22 protein-coding genes are annotated in these 21,155 nt (G+C 55.3%); 11 read left to right on the top strand and 11 right to left on the bottom strand.

The genetic code is table 11. From position 1 onward, the window contains the following. Positions 1-146: 146 nt before the first annotated feature. Entirely contained in the window at positions 147-1,667 is a 1,521-nt protein-coding gene (locus AC2FLE_RS18655; RefSeq protein ID WP_496698903.1) for an SNIPE associated domain-containing protein, read from the top strand. 177 nt (positions 1,668-1,844) lie between these two features. On the opposite strand, the gene AC2FLE_RS18650 is transcribed toward AC2FLE_RS18655, so the two are convergent. From AC2FLE_RS18650 to gstA, 4 genes are read right to left on the bottom strand one after another with little or no spacing between them, the layout of a single operon-like run. Next, entirely contained in the window at positions 1,845-2,804 is a 960-nt protein-coding gene (locus AC2FLE_RS18650) for an NAD(P)H-dependent flavin oxidoreductase (protein ID WP_496698902.1), read from the bottom strand. Continuing rightward, a complete protein-coding gene (locus tag AC2FLE_RS18645; protein ID WP_496698900.1) occupies positions 2,801-3,022 on the bottom strand; it encodes a tautomerase family protein in 222 nt (73 codons plus the stop codon). Before AC2FLE_RS18645 ends, AC2FLE_RS18650 begins: the two co-directional genes overlap by 4 nt. Before the next feature lie 3 nt (positions 3,023-3,025). Then, on the bottom strand, positions 3,026-3,406 hold the full coding sequence (locus tag AC2FLE_RS18640; RefSeq protein WP_496698898.1) for a nuclear transport factor 2 family protein: 381 nt from the start codon (positions 3,404-3,406) through the stop codon (positions 3,026-3,028). Continuing rightward, positions 3,403-4,014, bottom strand: a complete 612-nt coding sequence (gstA, locus tag AC2FLE_RS18635) for a glutathione transferase GstA (RefSeq protein ID WP_496698897.1) — start codon at positions 4,012-4,014, stop codon at positions 3,403-3,405. Before gstA ends, AC2FLE_RS18640 begins: the two co-directional genes overlap by 4 nt. 108 nt (positions 4,015-4,122) lie before the next feature. On the opposite strand from gstA, the gene AC2FLE_RS18630 reads away from it, so the two are divergent. Both AC2FLE_RS18630 and AC2FLE_RS18625 read left to right on the top strand, forming a co-directional pair. Continuing rightward, positions 4,123-5,007: a LysR family transcriptional regulator gene (locus AC2FLE_RS18630; RefSeq protein ID WP_496698896.1), complete on the top strand. Its 885-nt coding sequence runs from the start codon at positions 4,123-4,125 to the stop codon at positions 5,005-5,007. Positions 5,008-5,380: 373 nt separating this feature from the next. Then, complete coding sequence (locus AC2FLE_RS18625; RefSeq protein WP_010443737.1) at positions 5,381-5,794, top strand: cupin domain-containing protein; 414 nt, start codon at positions 5,381-5,383, stop codon at positions 5,792-5,794. 71 nt (positions 5,795-5,865) lie between these two features. On the opposite strand, the gene AC2FLE_RS18620 is transcribed toward AC2FLE_RS18625, so the two are convergent. Beyond that, positions 5,866-7,554 carry an adenylate/guanylate cyclase domain-containing protein gene (locus AC2FLE_RS18620; RefSeq protein ID WP_496686430.1) on the bottom strand — a complete coding sequence of 563 codons (1,689 nt, stop codon included), beginning with the start codon at positions 7,552-7,554 and terminating at the stop codon, positions 5,866-5,868. Between the two features lie 364 nt (positions 7,555-7,918). Between AC2FLE_RS18620 and AC2FLE_RS18615 the strand changes: the two genes are divergently transcribed. Next, positions 7,919-8,551: a tyrosine-type recombinase/integrase gene (locus AC2FLE_RS18615; protein ID WP_496698894.1), complete on the top strand. Its 633-nt coding sequence runs from the start codon at positions 7,919-7,921 to the stop codon at positions 8,549-8,551. A gap of 211 nt (positions 8,552-8,762) precedes the next feature. On the opposite strand, the gene AC2FLE_RS18610 is transcribed toward AC2FLE_RS18615, so the two are convergent. Then, positions 8,763-9,677, bottom strand: coding sequence for a LysR family transcriptional regulator (locus tag AC2FLE_RS18610; RefSeq protein ID WP_171329874.1), 915 nt, complete (start codon positions 9,675-9,677; stop codon positions 8,763-8,765). 189 nt (positions 9,678-9,866) lie between these two features. Here AC2FLE_RS18610 and AC2FLE_RS18605 point away from each other — a divergent pair, with 189 nt between their 5' ends. The 6 genes from AC2FLE_RS18605 to AC2FLE_RS18580 all read left to right on the top strand — a co-directional run bounded on the left by AC2FLE_RS18605 (position 9,867) and on the right by AC2FLE_RS18580 (position 13,337). Next, positions 9,867-10,487, top strand: a complete 621-nt coding sequence (locus AC2FLE_RS18605; protein WP_496698892.1) for a class I SAM-dependent DNA methyltransferase — start codon at positions 9,867-9,869, stop codon at positions 10,485-10,487. A 34-nt stretch (positions 10,488-10,521) separates the two neighbouring features. Further along, positions 10,522-11,178 carry a DUF2306 domain-containing protein gene (locus AC2FLE_RS18600; protein WP_496698890.1) on the top strand — a complete coding sequence of 219 codons (657 nt, stop codon included), beginning with the start codon at positions 10,522-10,524 and terminating at the stop codon, positions 11,176-11,178. A 62-nt stretch (positions 11,179-11,240) separates the two neighbouring features. Continuing rightward, positions 11,241-11,660 carry a DUF6326 family protein gene (locus AC2FLE_RS18595; RefSeq protein ID WP_496698888.1) on the top strand — a complete coding sequence of 140 codons (420 nt, stop codon included), beginning with the start codon at positions 11,241-11,243 and terminating at the stop codon, positions 11,658-11,660. Positions 11,661-11,710: 50 nt separating this feature from the next. Further along, positions 11,711-12,367 carry a methyltransferase domain-containing protein gene (locus AC2FLE_RS18590; RefSeq protein ID WP_496698887.1) on the top strand — a complete coding sequence of 219 codons (657 nt, stop codon included), beginning with the start codon at positions 11,711-11,713 and terminating at the stop codon, positions 12,365-12,367. Positions 12,368-12,415: 48 nt separating this feature from the next. Then, complete coding sequence (locus tag AC2FLE_RS18585) at positions 12,416-12,787, top strand: VOC family protein (protein ID WP_496698885.1); 372 nt, start codon at positions 12,416-12,418, stop codon at positions 12,785-12,787. A 76-nt stretch (positions 12,788-12,863) separates the two neighbouring features. Then, positions 12,864-13,337, top strand: a complete 474-nt coding sequence (locus AC2FLE_RS18580; RefSeq protein ID WP_010443838.1) for a GNAT family N-acetyltransferase — start codon at positions 12,864-12,866, stop codon at positions 13,335-13,337. Between the two features lie 395 nt (positions 13,338-13,732). Here AC2FLE_RS18580 and AC2FLE_RS18575 read toward each other — a convergent pair whose 3' ends face one another. From AC2FLE_RS18575 to AC2FLE_RS18555, 5 genes are all read right to left on the bottom strand, one after another. Then, complete coding sequence (locus AC2FLE_RS18575; protein ID WP_496698882.1) at positions 13,733-14,485, bottom strand: outer membrane protein; 753 nt, start codon at positions 14,483-14,485, stop codon at positions 13,733-13,735. A 70-nt stretch (positions 14,486-14,555) separates the two neighbouring features. After that, entirely contained in the window at positions 14,556-15,800 is a 1,245-nt protein-coding gene (locus tag AC2FLE_RS18570; RefSeq protein ID WP_496698881.1) for a DUF3179 domain-containing (seleno)protein, read from the bottom strand. A 44-nt stretch (positions 15,801-15,844) separates the two neighbouring features. Next, positions 15,845-17,512: a sulfatase-like hydrolase/transferase gene (locus AC2FLE_RS18565; protein WP_496698879.1), complete on the bottom strand. Its 1,668-nt coding sequence runs from the start codon at positions 17,510-17,512 to the stop codon at positions 15,845-15,847. Positions 17,513-17,614: 102 nt separating this feature from the next. Continuing rightward, complete coding sequence (locus tag AC2FLE_RS18560) at positions 17,615-19,252, bottom strand: sulfatase-like hydrolase/transferase (protein WP_281973730.1); 1,638 nt, start codon at positions 19,250-19,252, stop codon at positions 17,615-17,617. Position 19,253: 1 nt separating this feature from the next. Next, the gene (locus AC2FLE_RS18555; RefSeq protein ID WP_142639695.1) at positions 19,254-19,532 is read right to left on the bottom strand and encodes a hypothetical protein; all 279 of its coding nucleotides are present in this window, start codon (positions 19,530-19,532) and stop codon (positions 19,254-19,256) included. Between the two features lie 135 nt (positions 19,533-19,667). On the opposite strand from AC2FLE_RS18555, the gene AC2FLE_RS18550 reads away from it, so the two are divergent. Continuing rightward, positions 19,668-20,972: a tetratricopeptide repeat protein gene (locus tag AC2FLE_RS18550; RefSeq protein ID WP_496698877.1), complete on the top strand. Its 1,305-nt coding sequence runs from the start codon at positions 19,668-19,670 to the stop codon at positions 20,970-20,972. Positions 20,973-21,155: the final 183 nt, after the last annotated feature.

Raw genomic sequence — 21,155 nt, 5'->3', positions numbered from 1 at the left:
TTGCCCAAATCCTATGAATGCTGCGTTGCAGCCCGCAAAAGGGGACATTCACGGCAAGAGGCCCATGGCGACGAATTGTAAGAACGGGAGCGCCCCTCTAACTATCTCTGGTTGCATGATCAAAGCGAGAATGTTTCCATGAGATCATGGAACAAGCACAGAGTTTTGCCCCCGTCGCATTTGTCATACTCATTTTGATCTTGGCGCTTTTGTCACCGTTCTTCTACTTTCGATTACGCCGCGCCAAGAAGAAAGAACTAGCGAATGCCCAAAAGGCAGAGCACGAAATTGCAAAGCTCAAAGAGGACTGCGACGCGCGGTTGAACGCAGCACAGGCAGAGGCCGAGGAAATGGCTGAGACGGTTCGGACCGAGCATAACAAAGCATTGGAACGCTATGCCGCGATAGTTGATTTGGAAGCCGAAGTAGAACGGCTAAAGGCTCTTGGTCAAAGCCAAGTTGATGAAACCCAGTCTAAGGTCTCCAAACTTAATGGCGAAGCCCGTGCAATGCAGGATAACATTCGTGAACTACGCGAAGACTATAAGCAAAAGCGGTCCACCTACGACCGCTTGAAAAGCGAACTAGCGATATTCGATGAAAGGTTGGCATTGGCTGAGCTGGGTGTCTACGAACCCCATTTTGACTTTGGTGACAGTGAAGGATTCAAAACAGCGATTAAGGATGCCCGCAATGACCAAAAAGACATGGTCAAACGTAAGACGGCGGTCTTTGGCACCAAAGAGTGGACCGTTGATGGTAGCGCGAAGAAAGGCGAAACGATGATAAATCGCGCTGTTCGCATTACCTTGCGAGCCTTTAACAATGAATGCGAGGCCGCAATAGCAAATACACGCTGGAACAACGTGCAAGCGATGGAGAAGCGGATTGTCCGTGCGCGCGACGCTATCGACAAACTGAATGCGTCTAACAACGTCATAATCTCTGAGGATTACTTAAGAGCTAAGTTGCGGGAACTTCGGCTTACGCACGAATATCGAGAACAATTAAAAATCGAACGCGATGAACGCGCAGAGGCGTCCCGCCTCGAACGAGAAGAAAAACGCCTTCTTCAAGAAGCCAAGGCAGCACAAAAAGAAGAAGAGCGCTATCAACAGCTTTTGGAAAAAGCACGGGCTGAGCTTGGCGTCGTTACCTCGGACGCCCACCGCGCAAAAGTCCAAGAGTTGGAGCAACTTTTGGCTGAAGCCCATGCAAAAACCGAACGAGCGCAAGCCATGGCTGAAAAGACTAAAAGCGGTTTTGTTTACGTCATTTCCAACATCGGTTCGTTTGGGGAAGATGTTGTAAAGATTGGCCTAACAAGAAGGCTGGACCCCTCTGACCGCGTACGTGAGCTGGGCGATGCGTCAGTGCCGTTTTTGTTCGACACACATGCGATGATATACTCCGAAGAGGCACCTGCACTCGAAGCGGCCTTGCACACTGAGTTTGCCGAACAACGGATTAACGCAGCGAATATGCGCAAGGAGTTCTTTCGAGTGACCCTAGCTGAGGTCGAAGAAGCTGTGCAGCGTTTGGCCCCTGACGCAGATTTTCACACCGACATCGAAGCGCAAGAATTCTATGAAACCTTGGCGAAGCGAAAGGAACTTGCTGAGCGTCTCGCTGAAAATGATGCAAGAGAACTGCCTGTTGAGATTTAGTTCGCCGACTCAGCCAAATCTGGCATCGGCCCTGAGCCGACATTCGTAGACCCGGCAAGTTGACCAACGTTCTTCCCCGAACCGGACCTTCGTACAGGACGCAACAAAGTAGGCGGCGGTAAACATGCCATCGCCTACTCCAGCTCAAGTGTTTCTGGCTCTTCCCGGATCACCGCGTTATGCAACCGCCCCAGCCAGACACCGCTGCGCATCCGCCATGAGCTTCGCCAGAATATCGCCGGCAGGTGCCGCAGAGCTAATCAGACCGATGCCCTCGCCTGCGAAGGCAGTTGCAACATCAGGATCTCCGGCATCCTGAGCTGCCGCCCATTTTGCCGCTTCAACGCCCGCTTCCAGCTTCAAGGCGTCTTCTGAGCCGTGCCATTTCTGAATGAACGGGTTGCGCAGAACACGGCCGTTGTAGCGGCTGGGCCAATCAAAACCGCGGACCATGTCAACCACTTGGGTGCGGATTGTGTCGTCCCCGGTTGCCCGCAGTGCGCGGTCCAGAATGTGCGGATGCACCAGCGCCTCGTGCGAGGCCCAGAACCGGGTGCCAATCACCGCCCCGTCCGCCCCAAGCATCAGGGCCGCGGCCAGACCGCGCCCGTCGGTGACACCGCCTGCGGCACACAAAAGTGCCTGGCTGTTCTGGCGTGCGATCTCGTCCGCGATCTCGGGAACGAGCGCAAAGGTGCCGCGCGCCTCGCCATGGCCGCCGGCGTCCGCTCCTTGCGCAACAATGATGTCCGCGCCGCAGTCCAGCGCCTGCCGAGCATCACGCAGGGTCTGTACCTGGCAGATCAGCAGCACGTCGGCATCTCGGATCGCAGACGCAAACTGCTCCGGGTTGCCGAAAGACAGAAAAACCGCCGCAGGATCATGCGCCAGCACCTGGTCAAGCAGGTGCGGCTGTTCCGCCAGTTTCCAGGTGATCAGCCCGCAGCCCGCGCGAGCTCCCGCAGCTATGCTGAACTGCTGTTCGATCCACTCGGCATCTCCGTAAGCGCCTCCGATCATACCCAGCCCTCCGGCGCCGGAGACGGCGCGGGCCAGCGCGCCGCCCGCAGCAAATGCCATTGGCGCCTGGATCACCGGAAAAGTGATCCCAAGCGCCTCTGTCAGCCGCGTCTTCATTGCGCCTGCTTCCGGTATTCCTGCACCGGCACACCGCCGATACCCCAATCCTCCAGCGCGACTTCGTCGATCACGACAAAGGTCGTCGCCGGGTTCTTACCCAGAATGTCCTGCAAAAGGCTGGTGACCCCGGCAATCAGCTGCGCTTTCTGCTCTGCGCTCGGGCCTTTGCTATCCGGCCCGCCTTCGCGGGTCACCTTGATATTCACATAGGGCATCAGTCAGTCCTTTCGCGGCACATAGGAAAACACCTTCGCAACGATGCGCCATTCGGCTCCGTATCGGACCAGGGTCAGGAGGTCATGGAAATCTCGGCCCATCATGGTCATCCGGGCGCTGACGCGGGCCAGCCGGTCGCTGACAATGGCAATCTCCAGGATTTCCTCATCCCGCGGGTCACTGCGTTTGGCGGGCGGCTCGCGCCCGTCCACGCGGTTCATGTAGGTCTCAAGATCCAGATACAACTCATCGTCCTCGGTGGCGCAGACATAGGCCAGCTGCGGGTGGAAGACCTCGCGCAGCATGGTGCTGTCGGCCTGATGAAGGCCCTCGAAATAGGCCCCCATCAGATCGCCGACCTGTTTGTGGTCGGAGGGCGTCATTGAATCAGCCCCTCGGCGCGCATCGCTGCCTGTGCCGACGGGCGAGCAGCACTGCGGTTCACAAAGGCGGCCAGATTGGGCCAGCGGGCCAGGTCGATACCTGTAAAATTGGCCCAGTTCGAGACCACGAACAGATAGGCATCCGCCACCGAGAACTGATCCGCGACCAGCCACTCGCGGCCATCCTCCAGATGCGTCTCAATGAAATCGAACTTGTCCGCAACAGCGGCGCGCGCCGCATCTTTCCCGGCCTCAGGCGTACCCTCGCGGAACAGCGGGCCAAATGCCTTGTGCAGCTCGGTCCCGATCCAGTTGAGATGTTCCTGCATCCGGGCGCGAGCCAGTGTGCCTGCCACCGGCGCTAAATCTGCTTCAGGGCTGCTGTCTGCGATATACTGCAATATAGCCGCCCCCTCGGTCAGAACGCCGCCGTCTTCCAGGCCCAGGGCCGGAACATAACCCTTGGGGTTGATCGCGCGGTAGTCCGCACCGCCTTCGGTCAGACCTGCAGCGGTATCGACAGCTTCGATTTCAAACGGGCGGCCAGTTTCATGCAGGGCTATATGGCTTGCCAGCGGGCAAGCTCCGGGTTTGTAGTAGAGTTTCATGACAGTCTCCTGTGTTGGTGATGTCCAATGACTACCTGCTGGCATGATTGATTGATAATATTGTGTTCTCAGTATAATGATTAATAAATTCGATCATGTTGGAAGCCCATGAAACACGACCAGCTCATTGCCCTGGATGCCATTGTCGCAACCGGCACGTTTCGCGGCGCAGCCGAGCGGTTGCACAAATCGCAGTCCGCCATCAGCCACACAATCCGTCAGCTGGAAGAGGAGCTGGAGCTGGAGTTGTTCAGCCGCGAAGCCTACCGTCCCTCGCTCACCCCTGCAGGCGAAATTTTCTACCGCGAAGCGTCCCGGGTGCTGCGGCAGATGCAGGGGCTGCGCACCACTGCGTCCCGGCTGCGCGCCCGCGAAGAGCCGGAACTGACAATAGCTGTCAGCGCAACAGTGGATCTGGACCCCTTGCTGCCCGCGCTTGCGCATACAGGGCGGCGCCACCTTGCCACCCACCTTCGGCTGCGGATGGAAATGATGGGCGGCCCGATTGCCCGGCTGATGGAGGGTAAGGCAGATATCGCAGTCGCGTCTCTTGATGGGGTGCCACTGGACGAAGTTGAGGCAGAGCCGATTGCTGAGGTCACGATCCGGCCAGTGGCCAGCCCCGGCTTGGGCCTGCCCGCCGGTTCCCGCGCATTGTCCGCATCCGAAATGCAAAGCCATGTGCAGGTGGTTGCTGCCGGCACAGGCGGCGCTGCGCATGAACAGAGCCGGGACTTGCTGCCGGGTGGGCTGAAATGGACGGTTTCAGACCTCGCAGCCAAGAAGAAAGTGATCCTCGCCGGCCTCGGCTGGGGCGGCTTGCCCGACCATATGACAGAGGAAGAGAGGCGGTCCGGGACGTTACTCTCCCTGAACCTGGAAGGGTTCCCGTTTCGCCGGACTATGATCTTCAAGATGAGGCGCCGGGACCAGGCAATAGGCGTTGTTGCCGATGAGCTCTGGAACAAAATCGGGCTGCCAAGTCGGCCTTAAGCAGGAATTGTCGACGACAGCTGTTCCTCTACAGCTGAGGTGATCCGCTATCATATTGAGGTAAAAGGCGCTTCTCCAGATGACGGGGTCGGCCCATTCCGGACACTGAGCACCCAGGCAAGATTCTGCGGTCGCAGCCCGCTTTGCGGTCATTCGCTGCAAGCGCAAAATCTGGTCTGGTTCGAATTCACAGATCGCAGGACTAAGCCGCCACTCGCCGCACCGTCCACTAAGAAGCGCTCCGCGAACTTTGCGGACCCTGGAACAGCCTTTGACACAACAATTTGGAACGCCGCAGTTAACCGCGTGCACACCAGCATTGATTTCGAAAAGGTCCCAATGCCATCATCTTCTAAAAGTAGGAGGGGATTAGATGTGGAAACCAATCATATTTGCTTTTTTGATTGTCGTGACTGGTGCCGCTGCGGCTATGTCGCACGATGTGCGGGATCCAGCGACTTTGCAAAAACCGCTTATTCAGGACTTGCTAACCGAGTCGCTCAAAAGCACTGAGGGCTTGGAGGTTGTCGTGAGCCATGTTGCCCTACCACCAAACCTCACTTTACCAATGCATTGGCATCCCGGTGAAGAATTTGCCTACATTCTGCAGGGCAGCGTCACCCTCATCCTAGACGGCGAAGGCGAACAAGAAGCTTTTTCAGGTGACGTAGGCATCGTTCCGTTGAAAAAAGTGCACACCGCTCGGTCAGGGGACGAAGGGGCAACCATTTTGGTGTTCCGTGTCCATGAGGAGGGCCAGCCAGGCAGAGTTTTGGTCAGCAACTGATTTTCAAGACAAAGGCGAAATATCCTTTACCGAATGCATGGTTGTCGGAACCGGGGGGGTGCCGTTTGTCTTCACACTTGCAACCCTGCTTTTTTCCACCCGCTGCGCCAGCGATCAGCGCAGGTTGGAATAGAGAATAATGGTAAACGTGTTGTCTCGGTTATCGAAGCCGCATTCGGAGCGATTTCGTTCAATTTGACAGCCGCTGTTTTTGCCGCATCTATGTCATCGAGCTCAGCGAGCGAGGCAATCAGCATCAGGTGGCTCATCAGGAAGGTTGCACGCACAGACAAGGCTTCGCGACAGGCCTGCGCGGCTTCCTCATAACGTCCCAAGTGAAACAAGGCGGCACCCTGTCCCATGAAAGCGGCGTGCCGCAATGGATCACCCGGGCTGAGTTCGACAGACCGGACTGCATGTTCCAGCGCCTTGTCAGGGCGATTCAGCAAATAAAGATTTGCAGCGGCGAGCATGTGGACCGTCGCCGCGTTGGGATTTTCCGACAATGCTTCCTTAAAGGCTGTCCGCGCGCGGGACAGGTCTTGTGCCAGCATAGAGATCGAATGTGCGGCATAAGCCTTTGCAATGCCGTCCGCGCGATCGCTCCGCAGCACCTGCTCTGCGGCCGCGACAGCTGACTTGGGTCCCTGATCTACAGGTTCCAAACCTTGCACAAGACGTTGGATATGAAGCCATGCTAGCAAGCCCGCTGCGGAGGCGTATTCCGGATCTCGATCCAAAGCCAGTTTTGTCAGTCGTATTGCCTCTATGTTGTCTTGGTCAGTCAGCAAGTGGAAATGTGATAAAGCTCGGAGGTAGAGCTCGTATGCCTGTAAGTCCTTGGTGGGTTTTGCACGCGCACGATTTGTTTCAGCGTGCCGCACCGATGGTTCAATAGCTGTAACTACGTCTTCGGTGACTTGATCTTGAAGATCAAAGATGTCGTCGAGCACACCGTCAAAGCGGTCCGCCCACAAATGGCTCCCATTTTCGGTATCTATGAGCTGTCCCGTGATGCGGACGCGCTGCCCGGAACGCCGAACGGAGCCTTCCAGTACATACCGAACCCCTAAGTCGCGGCCCACGTCGCGGATGTCCGTGCTTTTCCCCTTATAAGCAAAAGAAGAATTTCGTGCGACGACCATCAACCAACGAAACCGAGATAGCTCAGTTATGATGTCTTCCGTTATGCCATCGGCAAAGAACTCCTGCTCCGGATCACCCGACATATTGTCGAATGGGAGCACTGCGATTCCCGGCCTCACATCCGCTTTGATCGCGAGATTGGCTTTCGTACCCTTTGGCCAACACCAGATTCCAACATGCCGCGTGATGTTTTTCAGTTCGGTTTGCTCTCCGCCGTCGAATAATCCCGCATCGTTACGGTCAAGGCTGTTATGTGACGTATCCGAAAAGAGCACTTGTCCCGGCTTCGCGAGAGCCTCCAGACGCGCCGCAACATTGATGCCGTCGCCGAAAATGTCATCGCCATCGGTTACCACTTCCCCTGTGTGAACCCCGATGCGCAGTTTGATGTGGTCAGGTTTGAGGGCGGACTGAACTGCAATCGCGCAAGCTGCTGCTTCAGATGGTGATTGAAACTCGACGATCCAGCCGTCGCCCATGCTTTTGATCAGTGAACCATTGGTATCTTCCACGATCGGGAGAAACGTGTCCTCGCGGAAGGTCTTTAATGCAGCGACTGTGCCAGTACGGTCCTGATCCATCAGCCCGGAATAGCCCACAATGTCGGCGGCCAATACCGTCGTGAGACGTCTTCCCATTCACCCCTCCTCTTTGCAATGAAGTTAGCTCGGTGGGTTGCTTCTGTCAGCCCATTCGTCAGATTTTGAAAAGCCTTAATGAATAGAAAGCACAGGTACAGGCATACACGCACAACTAAAAAGGTAATGCTCAAATACCTGTCGCGCATTCAGCAAACGGTCACCTTCATATCCGCGGAGTTAGTTACTTGCGTTTCTTTAGCTGCCAATGTTCGTGGCAAAGCAATTCCGCTTTGGGCTCATCGCGGACCTTGGAGGCAGCGCGGCATGCTGTGATAAAATTTTCCAGTCAACGTCGGGTTGTCGTTGTGGGCGGGCATGGCGGATCGGAGGATCAACCATGGAAACACCAAACTTACCTGCCGTTCGTGCTCTTCGCCCAGCCTGGAACAAAGGACGCATCGTCGGCCAGAAGCGACCGCTGAAACCAAAACATGTCTGGGCAATCCGAGTTCGCCTCGAGCTTGCCGAAAATCATCGCGATCTTGCGCTCTTCAACATGGCAATCGACAGTAAGCTTCGCGGCTGCGATCTGGTGAAGATGAAGGTCGCCGATGTCATGTCATCGGGTCAGATTAAGGAACGGGCTTCGGTCCTTCAAAGCAAGACGCAGAAACCCGTGCGCTTTGAGATATCAGAGGGCACACGTGCCTCTGTTGAGAAGTGGATGGAAGATGAGCTGATGGTCGGTTCGGAGTACCTTTGGCCCGGCCGATTTCATGAACGCCTGTACATCTCGACACGCCAATATGCACGGATTGTCCGCGATTGGGTCACGTCGATCGGCCTCGAAGCAAGCGCCTACGGCACCCATTCCATGAGGAGAACCAAGGTCACTCAGATCTACAAGAAGACCGGAAACCTACGCGCTGTTCAGCTTCTGCTTGGCCATACTAAGATGGACAGTACAGTCCGGTATCTCGGCGTCGAACTCGAGGATGCCCTAGCAATCGCCGAAGCGATAGAGATCTAAAGTCAACGGGCCGCTCTCGCGGGCGGCCCAAACCAGCCGTTCATCGCGAGATAAGTTGCCGCATTGCAGCTTCCCCAAAGCGGAAGTTGATCGATTGCGCAGCATTTCCAACATTAACGTACACTCATCGGACAAAACGAACTCGTGCAAGCGCAGCTTCAACTATTGCCACGCGACCTTACTTGCTCCGGGTTCGGCGCTTTTGCACCTGTTAATCGCCACCACTTCGGCGCTTCGCAACGTCTGACAGACCCCGGGCCAGCAGGTCGAATACGATCCGGATACGACGGCTGGTCTGTAACTCCCGATGGGTGACCAGCCAGATTGGAAACTCAAGCGAAGGGAAATCCGGCAAGACCTTCTCTATGCCAGATTCAGCCTCGCCCAACGTTTCGGGCTGCATAGAGACGCCGTAGCCCGCTTTCACCAATTCCCATGCGACGACACCGCTCTCGCTCGACATCACGAAGCTCTCTGCGCGAACGGGCACGCCCATGTTGTGCAGTGGGGCCATTAGCCTCTCGGGGTCGGCATTGCCGACGAAATCGAGTGCAGCCACATCGCGCGGTGTCCGTGGGCGGCTTGCACGATCGAGATAGTCGGTCGCGGCATAGAGAGTGGCGCGAAAGTCGCCCAAGTGCCGTGCGATCAGGTCCGGCTGATCTGGGCGGACGTGGCGTATCGCGATGTCTGCCTCGCGCTGCGTCAAATTCTGCATCTCACTCGACGCGAGAATGCGGACGCGGATGCCCGGCGCCATCTGTCTCAACGGCTTGAGCACGCCCGGCAGGATCGCTGCTGACAAGAGGTCCGTTCCCGTGACCGTGACCTCTCCGGTGACATCCTGAGATTTACCGTCGGCCACCATCGAGATGAGCGTCGCAGCCTCGCCCATCGTGCGCATGTGATCAATCAGGTCGCGCCCTGCTTCCGTCAAGGTAAGACCACGGACGCTGCGTTCTACCAACGTGACGCCAAGTGCCTCCTCCAACGCACCGATCTGCCGCCCTATCGTCGGCTGCGTTGTCTTCAGCACGCGCGCCGCGCCGCTGAACGAGCCTTCCTCCGCTGTCGCGAGGAAGGCGCGTACCTGGTTCCAATCGAAGGAAACGGCCTGCCAGTTCATTCATGAGCGTATAGCAGGTGGACGAATTTAAGCAATCGACCCTTTATGAGCGCATGGATGATACCGGATGCGAAACGAGATCGGCCCGGTCTCTGCAATCGAAAGCGACACAATGCATTCCGCAGTTTCTTACGACTGGCGCATCCGCGCCGCTTCAAACCTGAAGTGCAACGCGCAAAGGAAACCGACATGACTGCCCAAGCCTTCTGGGACCGGCATGCGCCCAAGTACGCCAAGAAACCTATTGCCGATGTCACCGCCTACGAAGAAAAGCTGGAATGCGTCACTGCGCTTCTTCGATCGACCGATCGCGTTCTTGAAATCGGCTGCGGCACAGGCGGCACAGCCAGGAAGATCGCGCCTGTCGTCGCTCATGTGACCGCAACCGACCTCTCTGCCGAGATGATCCGGATCGCCCGGTCACGATCAGGTGGCGATGCCGCGGGAACACCAGAATTTCTTCAGGCGGAGGCGGCGCAACACATTCCTAGCCAACCGTTCGACGCCATTTGCGCGTTCAGCTTGCTTCACCTGGTGGACGACATACCCACCGTACTGGATGCAGCATTCCACCAAATGAAACCCGGCGGTCACTTCATATCAAAGACGGTTTGTCTGAAGGACGCGCCGCGTTGGATGCGAGCCATGGTTCGCGTGCTCATGGCCGCGCGGATCGCGCCTAATGTGATCATCTTGAGTCGCGCTGAATTGACCCGACACCTGATCCGCGCCGGGTTCGAAATCGAGCAGACGCGGTACTTCGGAAAGAACCGACTGAGCCCCTTTATCGTCGCGCGCAAGCCCGCCTGAGGCAGACCGACGCCTTATTCTGAGAGACCGAAGCATGCACTTTATAAGCCGTCGCGAATGGGCGTTCCTTGCCCTCGTGTTCCTCTACTCTTTCATTCCGGCAGTCGTAGGGCTGGTCCGGCTTCCGGAACTTCTCGGCGCTCGGGCGATCATCCCGCCGAACCCGCGTGCGGTGTTCGATCCCCTCCCGATCACATTGCATATCCTCGGCAGTTCAGTTTTCTGCCTTGTGGGGGCTGTGCAATTCCTCCCGAGCCTGAGGCGCTACCGCCCGGCCCTGCACAGGACCCTCGGGCGGATTGTGGCGGCAGCGGGATGCATCAGCGCACTAACCGGGCTCTGGATGACCGTGTCCTACGCATTTCCCGATGCCCTGCAGGGACCAGTGCTTTACGGGGCAAGGGTCACGCTCGGCCTCGCGATGGTCACCCTCATCGCATGGGCCATCGTCGCGATCCGGTCGCGAAACGTCGCCGCGCACCGCGCCGCGATGCTGCGCGCCTATGCCATCGGCCAAGGGGCCTCAACGCAAACCGCGCTCTTTCTGGTCGCAATGGCCCTCTTTGACACCGAACTGCAGGGGTTTTCGCGAGACCTCCTGATGGTTGGGGCGTGGGCCATCAACCTTGCGATTGCGGAACTCCTTATCCGCCGCGCCTTTGCAACGCGCACATCCGGCGCGGTGATCTGAACCCGGTCGTGCTCCCGACCTGATACCGGCAAACTCCAGAAACACAGAAAGAAGACGCCAAAATGAGACGGCTCGATCCCCGTATTCTTCTGTCGGCCCTGTGGCTGTTCATACTGCTCAACATCATCTTTCGCGATATTCACCAGTTTGTCCTCGCGTCCCATATCGAGATGCTGCTGACAGGCCATTACAACGGCATCGAGATCACCGAAGGGCTGATGCTTTTGGGCGGTTTCCTCGTCCAAGTGCCGATTGCGATGGTGCTCTATTCGCTCCTGCTAACCCGCAGGATTGGTCGCCCTGTCACCTTTCTTGCAGCGATCGTCACAACCGGTACGCTCCTTTCCTCGGCCCCCACCGACATGGATGACACCTTCCACCTCGTCATCGAGATCGTGGCTCTAATCGCAATTCTCTGGACCGCATGGACGTGGCCCGAGGACGAACACACCGCGCCGCAATCCGACGCAAGTTCTCCGTAAAAAACGTGCGCGCACCGCGGACACGATGAATGAATAATAGGACCAAATAGATGTTGGAAGAAACGCCTTTAGACGATGCGTTTGATATTTATGACAAGCTCGCACCTCGCTACGACAAACTTCATCATCGCTGGCTGCGTCATGCAGGCGGCGAGGCGCAGGCCGCCCTGGAAGGTCTGGTGCGTGCACTTGCGACGCCGAATTCGAGGCTTTTGGATGCTGGCTGCGGCACCGGCAACCTGGCACGTAGACTGATCGCCGAGGGCATGCCGCCGAATTTGATGACCCTTCTCGACCCGTCCGCAGCGATGCTTGCACGCTGTGCCGACATTCCTGTGCCGAAGATACAAGGACGGTTGGAGTCCCTGCCGTTTGAAGATGGCACGTTCGATCTTGTGACGTGTGCTTGGGCTTTGGAAACCGTCCCCGATCCCCACCTGGCTTTGAGTGAGCTTTGCAGGGTTGTTCGAGCCGGCGGCGCGCTTTGTCTCGCGTTTTGCGCGGATGAGCCTGCCCGTGGTCTTGCCGGCAGCCTCATGCGCCAGGCGCTTTTGTTTCGCGGGACCGGCCGATTTATGTCCCGCTCCCGATTGATGCAGGCAATCGAGCGTTTCGAAAATTTTGAAGTGCGGGCAATTCCGAGCCATGGTCCGGCCTCGACCTTACTTGCTAGGCGGTCTGGCGCAGCAACCCAGGGGTCTTTGTAGCCGGGCTTAAAGTTGAAAATGACGACCACAGAATTACGGAGATCAAGCATGATTGGATATGTTACCCTCGGAACCAACAACTTCGAGGCCGCGCTGAAATTCTACGACGCCTTGTTTTCGAGCGTGGGCGCAAACCGTCTTTGGAAACAGGGCGATATGGCCGCATGGGGCCGCTCAAGGGCCGAGCCTGCGTTATGCCTTGCTTGTCCATTCAATGGGGCACCGGCAAGCGTTGGAAACGGGGTGATGGTCGCTTTGAAAATGACCAACAGAAAAGCCGTCGATACGCTTCACGCAAAGTGCCTCGAACTTGGCGGAACAGATGAGGGACCCCCCGGCACACGCGGAGATCATGGTTTCTACGGAGGGTATTTCCGGGATCTGGATGGCAACAAACTGAATGCGTATGTCCCAGCGTGACAGCAGGCAAAGAGTTGGCTGTTGAAATATCGCGTCCAGCGGACAATGAGAGACGAGCACATCGAAAGACGCCGCAATGAGATCTGAAATAAAATTCGTCCGATTGTCGGAAATCGACCCAACCGAAATCTTAGCGCACATGTCCGACCCTCGTGTCGCCGAGCATATGCCGCTTCTGAGATTTACTTGGAATGCCGAGACAGTGGCGCGGTTTGTCGCCAAAAAGGAAGAGTGTTGGCACCGTGACGGACTTGGACATTGGGCATTCTTGTCCGATGACCGATATGTCGGCTGGGGTGGATTTCAAAAAGAAGGAGCCGAGTGGGATTTCGGACTGGTCTTGCGGCCCGACACGTTTGGCCTCGGGCCGCGCATCTCGCGAAAGGCGATCGACTTTGCAATTTCCGATGAACGCATCCCGTATGTGACCTTCCTTTTACCACCGTCACGCACGAACCTGCGGGCACTCGACAGACTTGGTGCTTGGCGGGTTGGCGAAGTCGACTATGACGGGGCGACCTTCCTCAAATTTCAACTTGCGACAGAGTGACAGCATTGTCCGATTTCTGGTACATCGCCAGCTCCAGAGTGTGTTGTAACTCGCGGCCCTTAGCCGACATCCATCAGCCCTTTGAAATACTGCGTTAGCAGCCCGCATTTCAGACATTCGCTGCGATTGCGAAGGCTAGTCTAGGTGAATTCTCACTCCGCGGTCGAAAGTGGCATCTCTACCTCAGACTTGTCTCATTCATTGCTAGGTTTCGAAGGCTACAACAAACTCCAACCAGCTATCGATGCCGGGGGTCAAGATCTGGGGCCAGGCACGAAAACAAATCTGAGGACACATGCGAATTTGATTCTCTAAACCTTTTTACAATTGAATCGCGCCAATCAAACGACGTTCGTAACATCACAACCTTGTCTCGGGTTCGCCAACAAAAAATTTTAGAACCGATAAGTCGCGCCTAGCACAGGCCCCGACTGATCAAATGTAAAATCGTTGCCGTCGATTTCATGATCGAATGAGATATAGCGATAACCACCGCGGATCAGCCACCTGTCGTTGATTGCGTAATCTGCCGTCAGCAGAATCTGCCAGGTTTCACTGTCGCTGCGGAAGCCTCCGTAGTCGACAAAACCGGAGCCCGACCACTTATCCGAGAACTGTACCCGTGCTCTGGCGCCGATGACAGGGTCGGTCCAGCTATCGTCTGCCGTTGTTGTGCGCCCCGGTGCCGCGCCGGGTAGAAGGGTAAATTCCGTTTCGGTGCTGAACCACCGGAAACCCCCGGCGACGTCAACGGTGATAGTTGGCGCTTCATACACTCTGTAGCCAACATAGCCACTCAGGTATTGTGTGGTAAATGATGTCTCCAGACCCGAGCCGACAGGTCCAGGAGCGCTGTTACTGAAAGATAAGTCTGTGTAGTTGTAATCTGCAAGTATCAGCCAACGTCCGTTGGTGGCCGAGAACGCACTCATAAAGGCAAAATCGAGGTTTTCCAACGCATCCGAAAAGCTGAGCGTACCGTCCAGAGTGCCCAAAGGTGTGTCCAATGTAGTCTCTGTTTCCGGCATGAACAGGTAGATTGTGGCCTCATATGACCAATCTGATTGTTGTGCCGAAGCCGCTGTGGCCACAGATGCAAAAAAAGCTACTCCGCAAGCGTAGCTTTTCACCCAAATTGACGAAATCATTCTGTCCCTCCCGTCAAACAATCAAGTTTGAATAAATGGTCTTTGGTTTGTGGTTGTTTGGCTATGGGCCTCATTCTACAGCTCCTTCGGTTGCCATCGAACCGCTGCCGACACGATTAATATCTGTGTTCGGGAAGAACTCGGACCAGACATGCCAGAATGTGCCTGCGCGCAGGGTTTCGACACGTTTTAGCTGACCCTGATCTGAATGGCCCCAAAAATCGCATTGGCTCACAGGTTGACCAAAGTCGTTGTACCAAACGCCTAGGCTTTCATACTTTGGATCCAAGCTGACCACGACATCTCGTCCGCCGACATTGGCATTCACGATCCACTCGTTCTCGACGATGAAATCATCAGTCCAGCAAACCGCATCCTTACCGATCGTAATTCCCCAAACGTAGGTTTTATTTGGTAACCGATCGTCTGAACGATCCATGTTGTCCATCACGGGCGCGTCTTCCTGATGCTGGCGTCCGATGCCCCAGCCAAACGTGATCTCGGTCATCATATCCAGCAGGCGCAAAAATGGGTTCGGGGATGGCTTGTTCAGAAATACCTCACCGTCAGGATAGGCCTTCTGAAACCCGCGGAACGTCATTCGAAAGGTTGGCCAGGGCTCCATTTGCGCTTCGGGTCGAAGAGGGCAGGCAGGACCGTCGGAGTTAGGGTCGCGGTCCGCCTCGCGGAAACCATAGATGTGCTGGATCGGCTCGCCCGTGTCGTTATCGCGCAGGATTAGGTTATTGCCATGCTGGGCCAAAACCTCGAGATTCAACCGTCGTCCTTCTATTCGCGGAATGTAACCCTGACCCAAATTGGCCATAGCACAATAGGTCATGACCACGTCTTCACCACCCAAGCCATCTACATTCCCGGCCAGATGAGGGCGCATAATCTGCGCATCCGGGTGCGCGCGGGCTTGGCCGTTGTTTTCGATGACTATGACGGGCGCAGTTGGTCCGACATATTTGCGGGCTTCTTCAATTGGAAAGTACTGTGCGTCATTGAGCTGGTTCCTTAGACCCAAATGCACCCAAACGTAGGGAAACCCATAAAGAAGAAGAGTAAGCACAGCCGCTATGAGCCAAAGCCAGAAAGGGCCACCGCCCAAAAGGAAATGCGCAAGTGTTGCCGCTGCAAACCCGCCAAGTCCGATACCGATCAGGCGATATTCATTGCGGATAAAGCGCACCATATTCTCGCGCTTTACCTTCAGCAGCATTTGAGAGACGTCGCCAAGGTCTCTGAAATAGACAAAGCCGATCCCAAGGGATGTGATCAAACCCAGTGCAAAGAAAAGTAGTCCAATCATGTGATGATCCTAAAGGCTTTGGTGCGTCGCTGCCGTTATCGGTGTTATTGCTGCGGGGCTTGGCGTTTGATCAGGAACGCCTCAACCGCTTGTCGCGATTCTGGGCGCGTGTTTTCAATCCCTTCATAGGGCACGCCATAGGCCGGCGGACTATCTGGATATTTCTCTTTACGGGCCATGTGTCGGCCCAGAATTCGCACAAACTCCTGTCCACCCCAGGCGCCAACCTCGGTTGAGACTGAAAATTCTTCGCGAGTGTCGCGATATAGGTCAAAGAATTCGGCGGCGATGGGGTTTTTGCCAGGTGGCGGCAAGATGAGTTTGAGTTGATCTTTGACGACGGCTTCGGGTTTTTTGTCTGAATAGATGATCACGTGGTCGCGGCGCGATTTTGCTTCGTCGTCGAAAAGCAATGCAGCAGATTGATCCACGCCGTCAATCAAGCGATCGCGTGGGACAAACTGATCGGCACCGGCGAAGCGAGCCATCGTTGTATAGAGATCGGAGATGTGGATGATGCTGTTGAGAAGGCCATCTGCTGTGATCATGCCGGGCCACCGGATAAATGCATCAACCCGTACACCGCCCTCGGTGGTATCGGCTTTACCGCCACGAAAGATCATCGGAGTGAACCCTGATTGCGGTGAGTACTTGGTGAAATGACCGTTGTCGCCCATTACTATAACGATTGTATTCTCAGCTAAGCCGAGCTCGTCAATTCTGGTGAACAGATCACCAAGCCATTGATCCAGCAACTGCATCTTGTCGACATAAAGTCCGCCGTTAGCGCTTTTAGGACCCGTTCTGCCGGTTCGTGTGTTGTCTAGCGGAATCATTGGCCAGTATTGCAGGAAGAATGGTTCTTCATCGCCAGCCAAACGCTCCAATTCGTCCATGGTCTTGTCCTGGAAGGCTTGGTTCATCTCGTCATACTTTGCGGCGTTCCAGCGCTCGCCAGGTTCCATTCGGATTTCGCGGATCGGGCCGCCAGCTTCGCCTTCAATAACGGTCATCATGGCCGAGGCATCAGGACGGAACCACTGGTCGATGGTGTACTTATCATCGTAGTCCCGAATAGCCACCGAAACCTGTTCCTTGATCGCGTCATCATGGAAGATCGTTAGTTGCCCCTGTTGGTGGATTGCATGCTGGGCATAATCGAACCCCTGATTCATCGCCCAGCTTTCTGAAATATCCCCCATGTGCCATTTGCCAACGTGGCTGGTAGAGTATCCAGCCTGTTTTAGTACTTCCGCCAGTGTAGCCTCTTCCCCTGGAAGGCCTTCCCCGGCGATATCAACCTGTGTGTTGCCCATTCCCATACGGACGGGTAGCCGCCCGGTCATTTGGGCAACGCGGGTCGGGGTGCAGGACGGTTCGGTATACATCCGAACCATACGCATCGCTTCATCAGAGAAATCATTGATGTTGGGCGTCTCATAGCCCCGGACGGCATTCAACTCGGGTATTCCCATATCTCCGAAGCCAAGATCATCGATCAAGACACTGACTATGTTTGGGGGTTGCCCCTTGTTCCTATCTCGAAAAGCCGCCAGAGCCTCATCAACAGCGATGTCATCTTGCACCCATTTATCCGCGTGTTGTGCCTGCAAAACATAAAACTCAGCATCGTGTTGGATTGGGTCTTCCTGCGCTTGCAAAGGTGGTGCCGTAACGCCTGCACAAAAAACCAGAAGCCATTGTAGTTTCATTCCGTCTCCCCCAGGTTTGAAGCCGAGCTTCGGTGTTTGATCTTAGATGCGTTAACCACTTGTAACATCGTTATATTCAAATATTTACTTAAATTTGCGACGTCACTGCCAGCTCATGAATACATCACGGGTCAGTTCAGTTTCCGGACGCAGGTTTTCGATGCCCTCATAGGGGGTACCTTTGCCGATCTCTGAATGTGGATATTTGGCGATCATCTTCTGGTGGCGCTTTATCATATCCTGAAAAGATGCACCGGCCCAAAGCGAGTAGCCAACCAACGGGTGTTCCTCACGAGGGTCCCGATAGATGTTATAGGTTGGAGCAGCCGCGCCGGGTTGACCAGGGGCAGGAAGGTGCATCTTGAATTCTTGTTTAACGACCGAGCGCAAGACAGGACCTTCGTAGACATAGACATAGTCGCGCCGACCGTTCCCCTCGCCGTTCAACAGTAACGCCGTCTGGTCAATGCCGTCTATCACACGGTCCCTTGGGATAAAGGCGGTGGCTCCGGCAATTCGCGCCATTGTGGTGAAGATATCTGAAACATGAACGATGTCGCCAGCTGCACTGTTGGGTTCGATCACACCGGGCCAGCGAATGAATGCATCGGTTCTTACTCCGCCTTCAAGATGCTGAGTTTTGCCTCCGCGATAGATTAGTTGGTTCAGGCCGGATGAGCCTTCATAGTGATACATCAGACCATTATCTGCCATCAGAACAACAATTGTGTTGTCTGCCGTGCCGGTTTCTTCAAGCTTGGCCAAGAGATCTCCAATCCATCCATCAAGCAGTTGCAGCTTGTCTGCATGAAACCCGCCATTTCGTGAAATTGCCTGATCCGGGTAGACGAAGTTCAACGGGTACAGCGGCCAGTATTGCAAGAAGAACGGCGCATCCTCGGAGGCTACACGTTCGAGTTGCTCCAGCGCCTGCCGTTGATATCGTTCGTTCATCTCTTCATATTTGGCCTGCGTCCAAACCTCACCGGCTGACATGTCTACTTCCAGGGCGGGCCCACCGGCTTCGGCCTCGACACCGGTGACAAGACCATATGGCTTGAAGCGCTCATCCAGCAGGAACTGATTGTTCTGCCCCTCGGGCACGTAGCCGAGCATGGCGTTGGACCTCATTGCCTCGGGGATCATGAGGCTCAGCTGCACTTGCTGGTGTAGTGGAAATGCGGCCCAGTCGAATCCCTGATTGTGTGGGTACGATTGCTCAATGTCACCTTGGTGCCATTTGCCGATATGCGCCGTATTGTAGCCGACTTGTTTCAGTATCTCCGGCAGTGTCACTTCGCTGGTCGGAAGACCTTCTCCAACCAAAGCCACTTTGACCTCTTCGACACCGGCGCGTATTGGGTGGCGCCCTGTCAGCATGGCGGTACGTGTGGGAGTACAAGAGGGTTCGGTATACATGCGCATCAGCGACATGCCTTCGGTAGCCAACTGATTGATGCTGGGTGTCTCGATCCCCATGACGTAATTCATCTTGCGGTCACCCATCTGACCAAAGCTTACATCATCGATCAAGATGTAGAGGAAATTAGGAGGCTTGCCGCCATTGGCCGCACGAATTTCGGTCAGCTTGGCGTCGACTTCAACGTCTTGCGCATCCCATGCCTCACCAAACTGCGCGCGAAGGAATTCGAACTCGCCGTCATGAACAATCGGGGTTTCCTGAGCAAGCGCGGAGCCGGCACCAATCAACAACGCAGGCAAAATGTATCTAAGTCTCATGTCAAACCTCCAAATCTTTGTTCCGTACCGATTCCGAATCAAGGCCATGCGCCTGCAACCGTCCGTCAATACTGCTGCGCAGGTCCGAAAGGCTTTCTGCCAGATCGGCGAGATAGCGCATCTGAAGAACAGACTGCGACCTTGGCGGCACCGCCAGTTCGGCGAAGACCTCTTTGTAGTCGCGGCAAATTCGATCAAACTCTTGGTCTTTTGCCCGCAGGTCCTGCAGCAGGCGACCCGCTTCGGGAAATTGGGATTCAAAGAACTCATCATCCGTCATTGGCAGCGCCCTTCAGGCATTCGTTTGCCAAGCATGCATCCAACAGAATATGTATTGAACGTATAAAGCCGCATGCTACCGTAGCACCATGGCGACAAACCCTTATTGCGAAAGGATAGTTCTTTGACCGTCAGCATGGACGATCAGGAACAGAATGACACTCAACAGTTCTCGGCCGAGCAGGTGCGCGATGCGTTGGATAGGGTTCAGAAGTCAGATGAATTCAAAGGGTCCGCCCGCATGCGGTCTTTTCTGTCTTATGTTGTGATGGAATCGCTCGAGGGTCGTTCCAACGAGATACGCGCCAAAACCATTGCGATGGATGTTTATGGATACGACGCGGATGAGCTATTGAAACGCGAAGGCGTCGTACGCGTGGATGCGGGACGTGTTCGGCGAAAACTCCAAGCTTATTATGAAAGTAATGGGATTGCTGACAAATTGGTAATCTCATTGCCTGTCGGAAGTTACGCACCCGAGTTTTTGCCGGGCTCCAATCGAAGCAGACAACCATTACGCGGAAGGCAACAGGCTTACGCAGTCGTTATTTCGCTTTCACTTCTAGTAGCCGGTATTCTAGTCGGTGTTCTGATCGGCCGCAGTTCGCAATCTGTTGCTCCAAAAACTGGCAAAACTGCGATCTACGACGTGTCGCCAGCCCGCGTCGAAGCAATGAACCTAAGCAACGCAGGCCGGGATCTGATTTTTCCGGTTACAGATTTGGCACGCCTTCAACCTGCGTTGTTAATATTCCAAACAGCAATTGAACGAGATCCGTTTTATTACGGGGGGTATGCTGGCGCTTCTCAGGTCGAAACCATGTTCGCCATCATGAAATCTGGCGATCCCGGTTCTGATGAGTTTTTGCACGCGGCCGACAAGAATAGTGCTTATGCTTTGGAATTGGCTCCGGATGCAGCATGGCCGCTTTCAGCGCGAGCCTGGTTTGAATTTGGGGTGGGCAATTACGATAGCGCAGTTCGATTATCCCAACGGGCCGTAGGTTTGGCACCCGATGATTCACATGTTGCTGAATTCGATGCCTTGATTTCCCTTTATACATCTGATTTTGAACGAGTTTTGTCTCAATCAGCGCGATATAGAGTCCTGGCCCCACAAGGAGGGGGACTTGTATTTGACAATGCATTGGGTGCGGCTCAGTTCCATACGGGAGACTATGCTGCCGCAATCCGGACGTTTGATGAAACAATATCGCGCGGTGGGCCGTTCGGACCAATTTCCGCAGCTTACCTTATGGCAGCCCACTGGAGGAACGGAGAACAAGCAGAGGCACAGCGACTTGCAAAAGTGTTTTCGGACACTTGGCCAAGCTTCCCTCTCGAAGCACTGAAGGCTCGAGTGTTTGTAGACCCGCAGCCAGTTCAAGAGCTGATCAGTGCAATGAAGGCTGCGGGTTGGTCAGGAACCGTCAGGCCCTGATTCTACGCAGTAGGATGTGTCACAATCAATTTTCTCAGATTGGAATGACATAAAGACCAGCGTAAAAATGCCAGCGCCATGCCGCGAAGTAGAGTTTGTTTGCGCCGCCCTCGGACTGCGCAGGTGTATCGGTAATAGTCATTTAGTGGCCTCCAAGCACTATCGTGCCGCATCCAGCGGGAT

It is taken from the genome of Ruegeria sp. CDSA077 (assembly GCF_059612265.1).
Note: the sequence above shows the minus strand (reverse complement) of the source record. Positions and strands in the feature narration are given on the sequence as shown.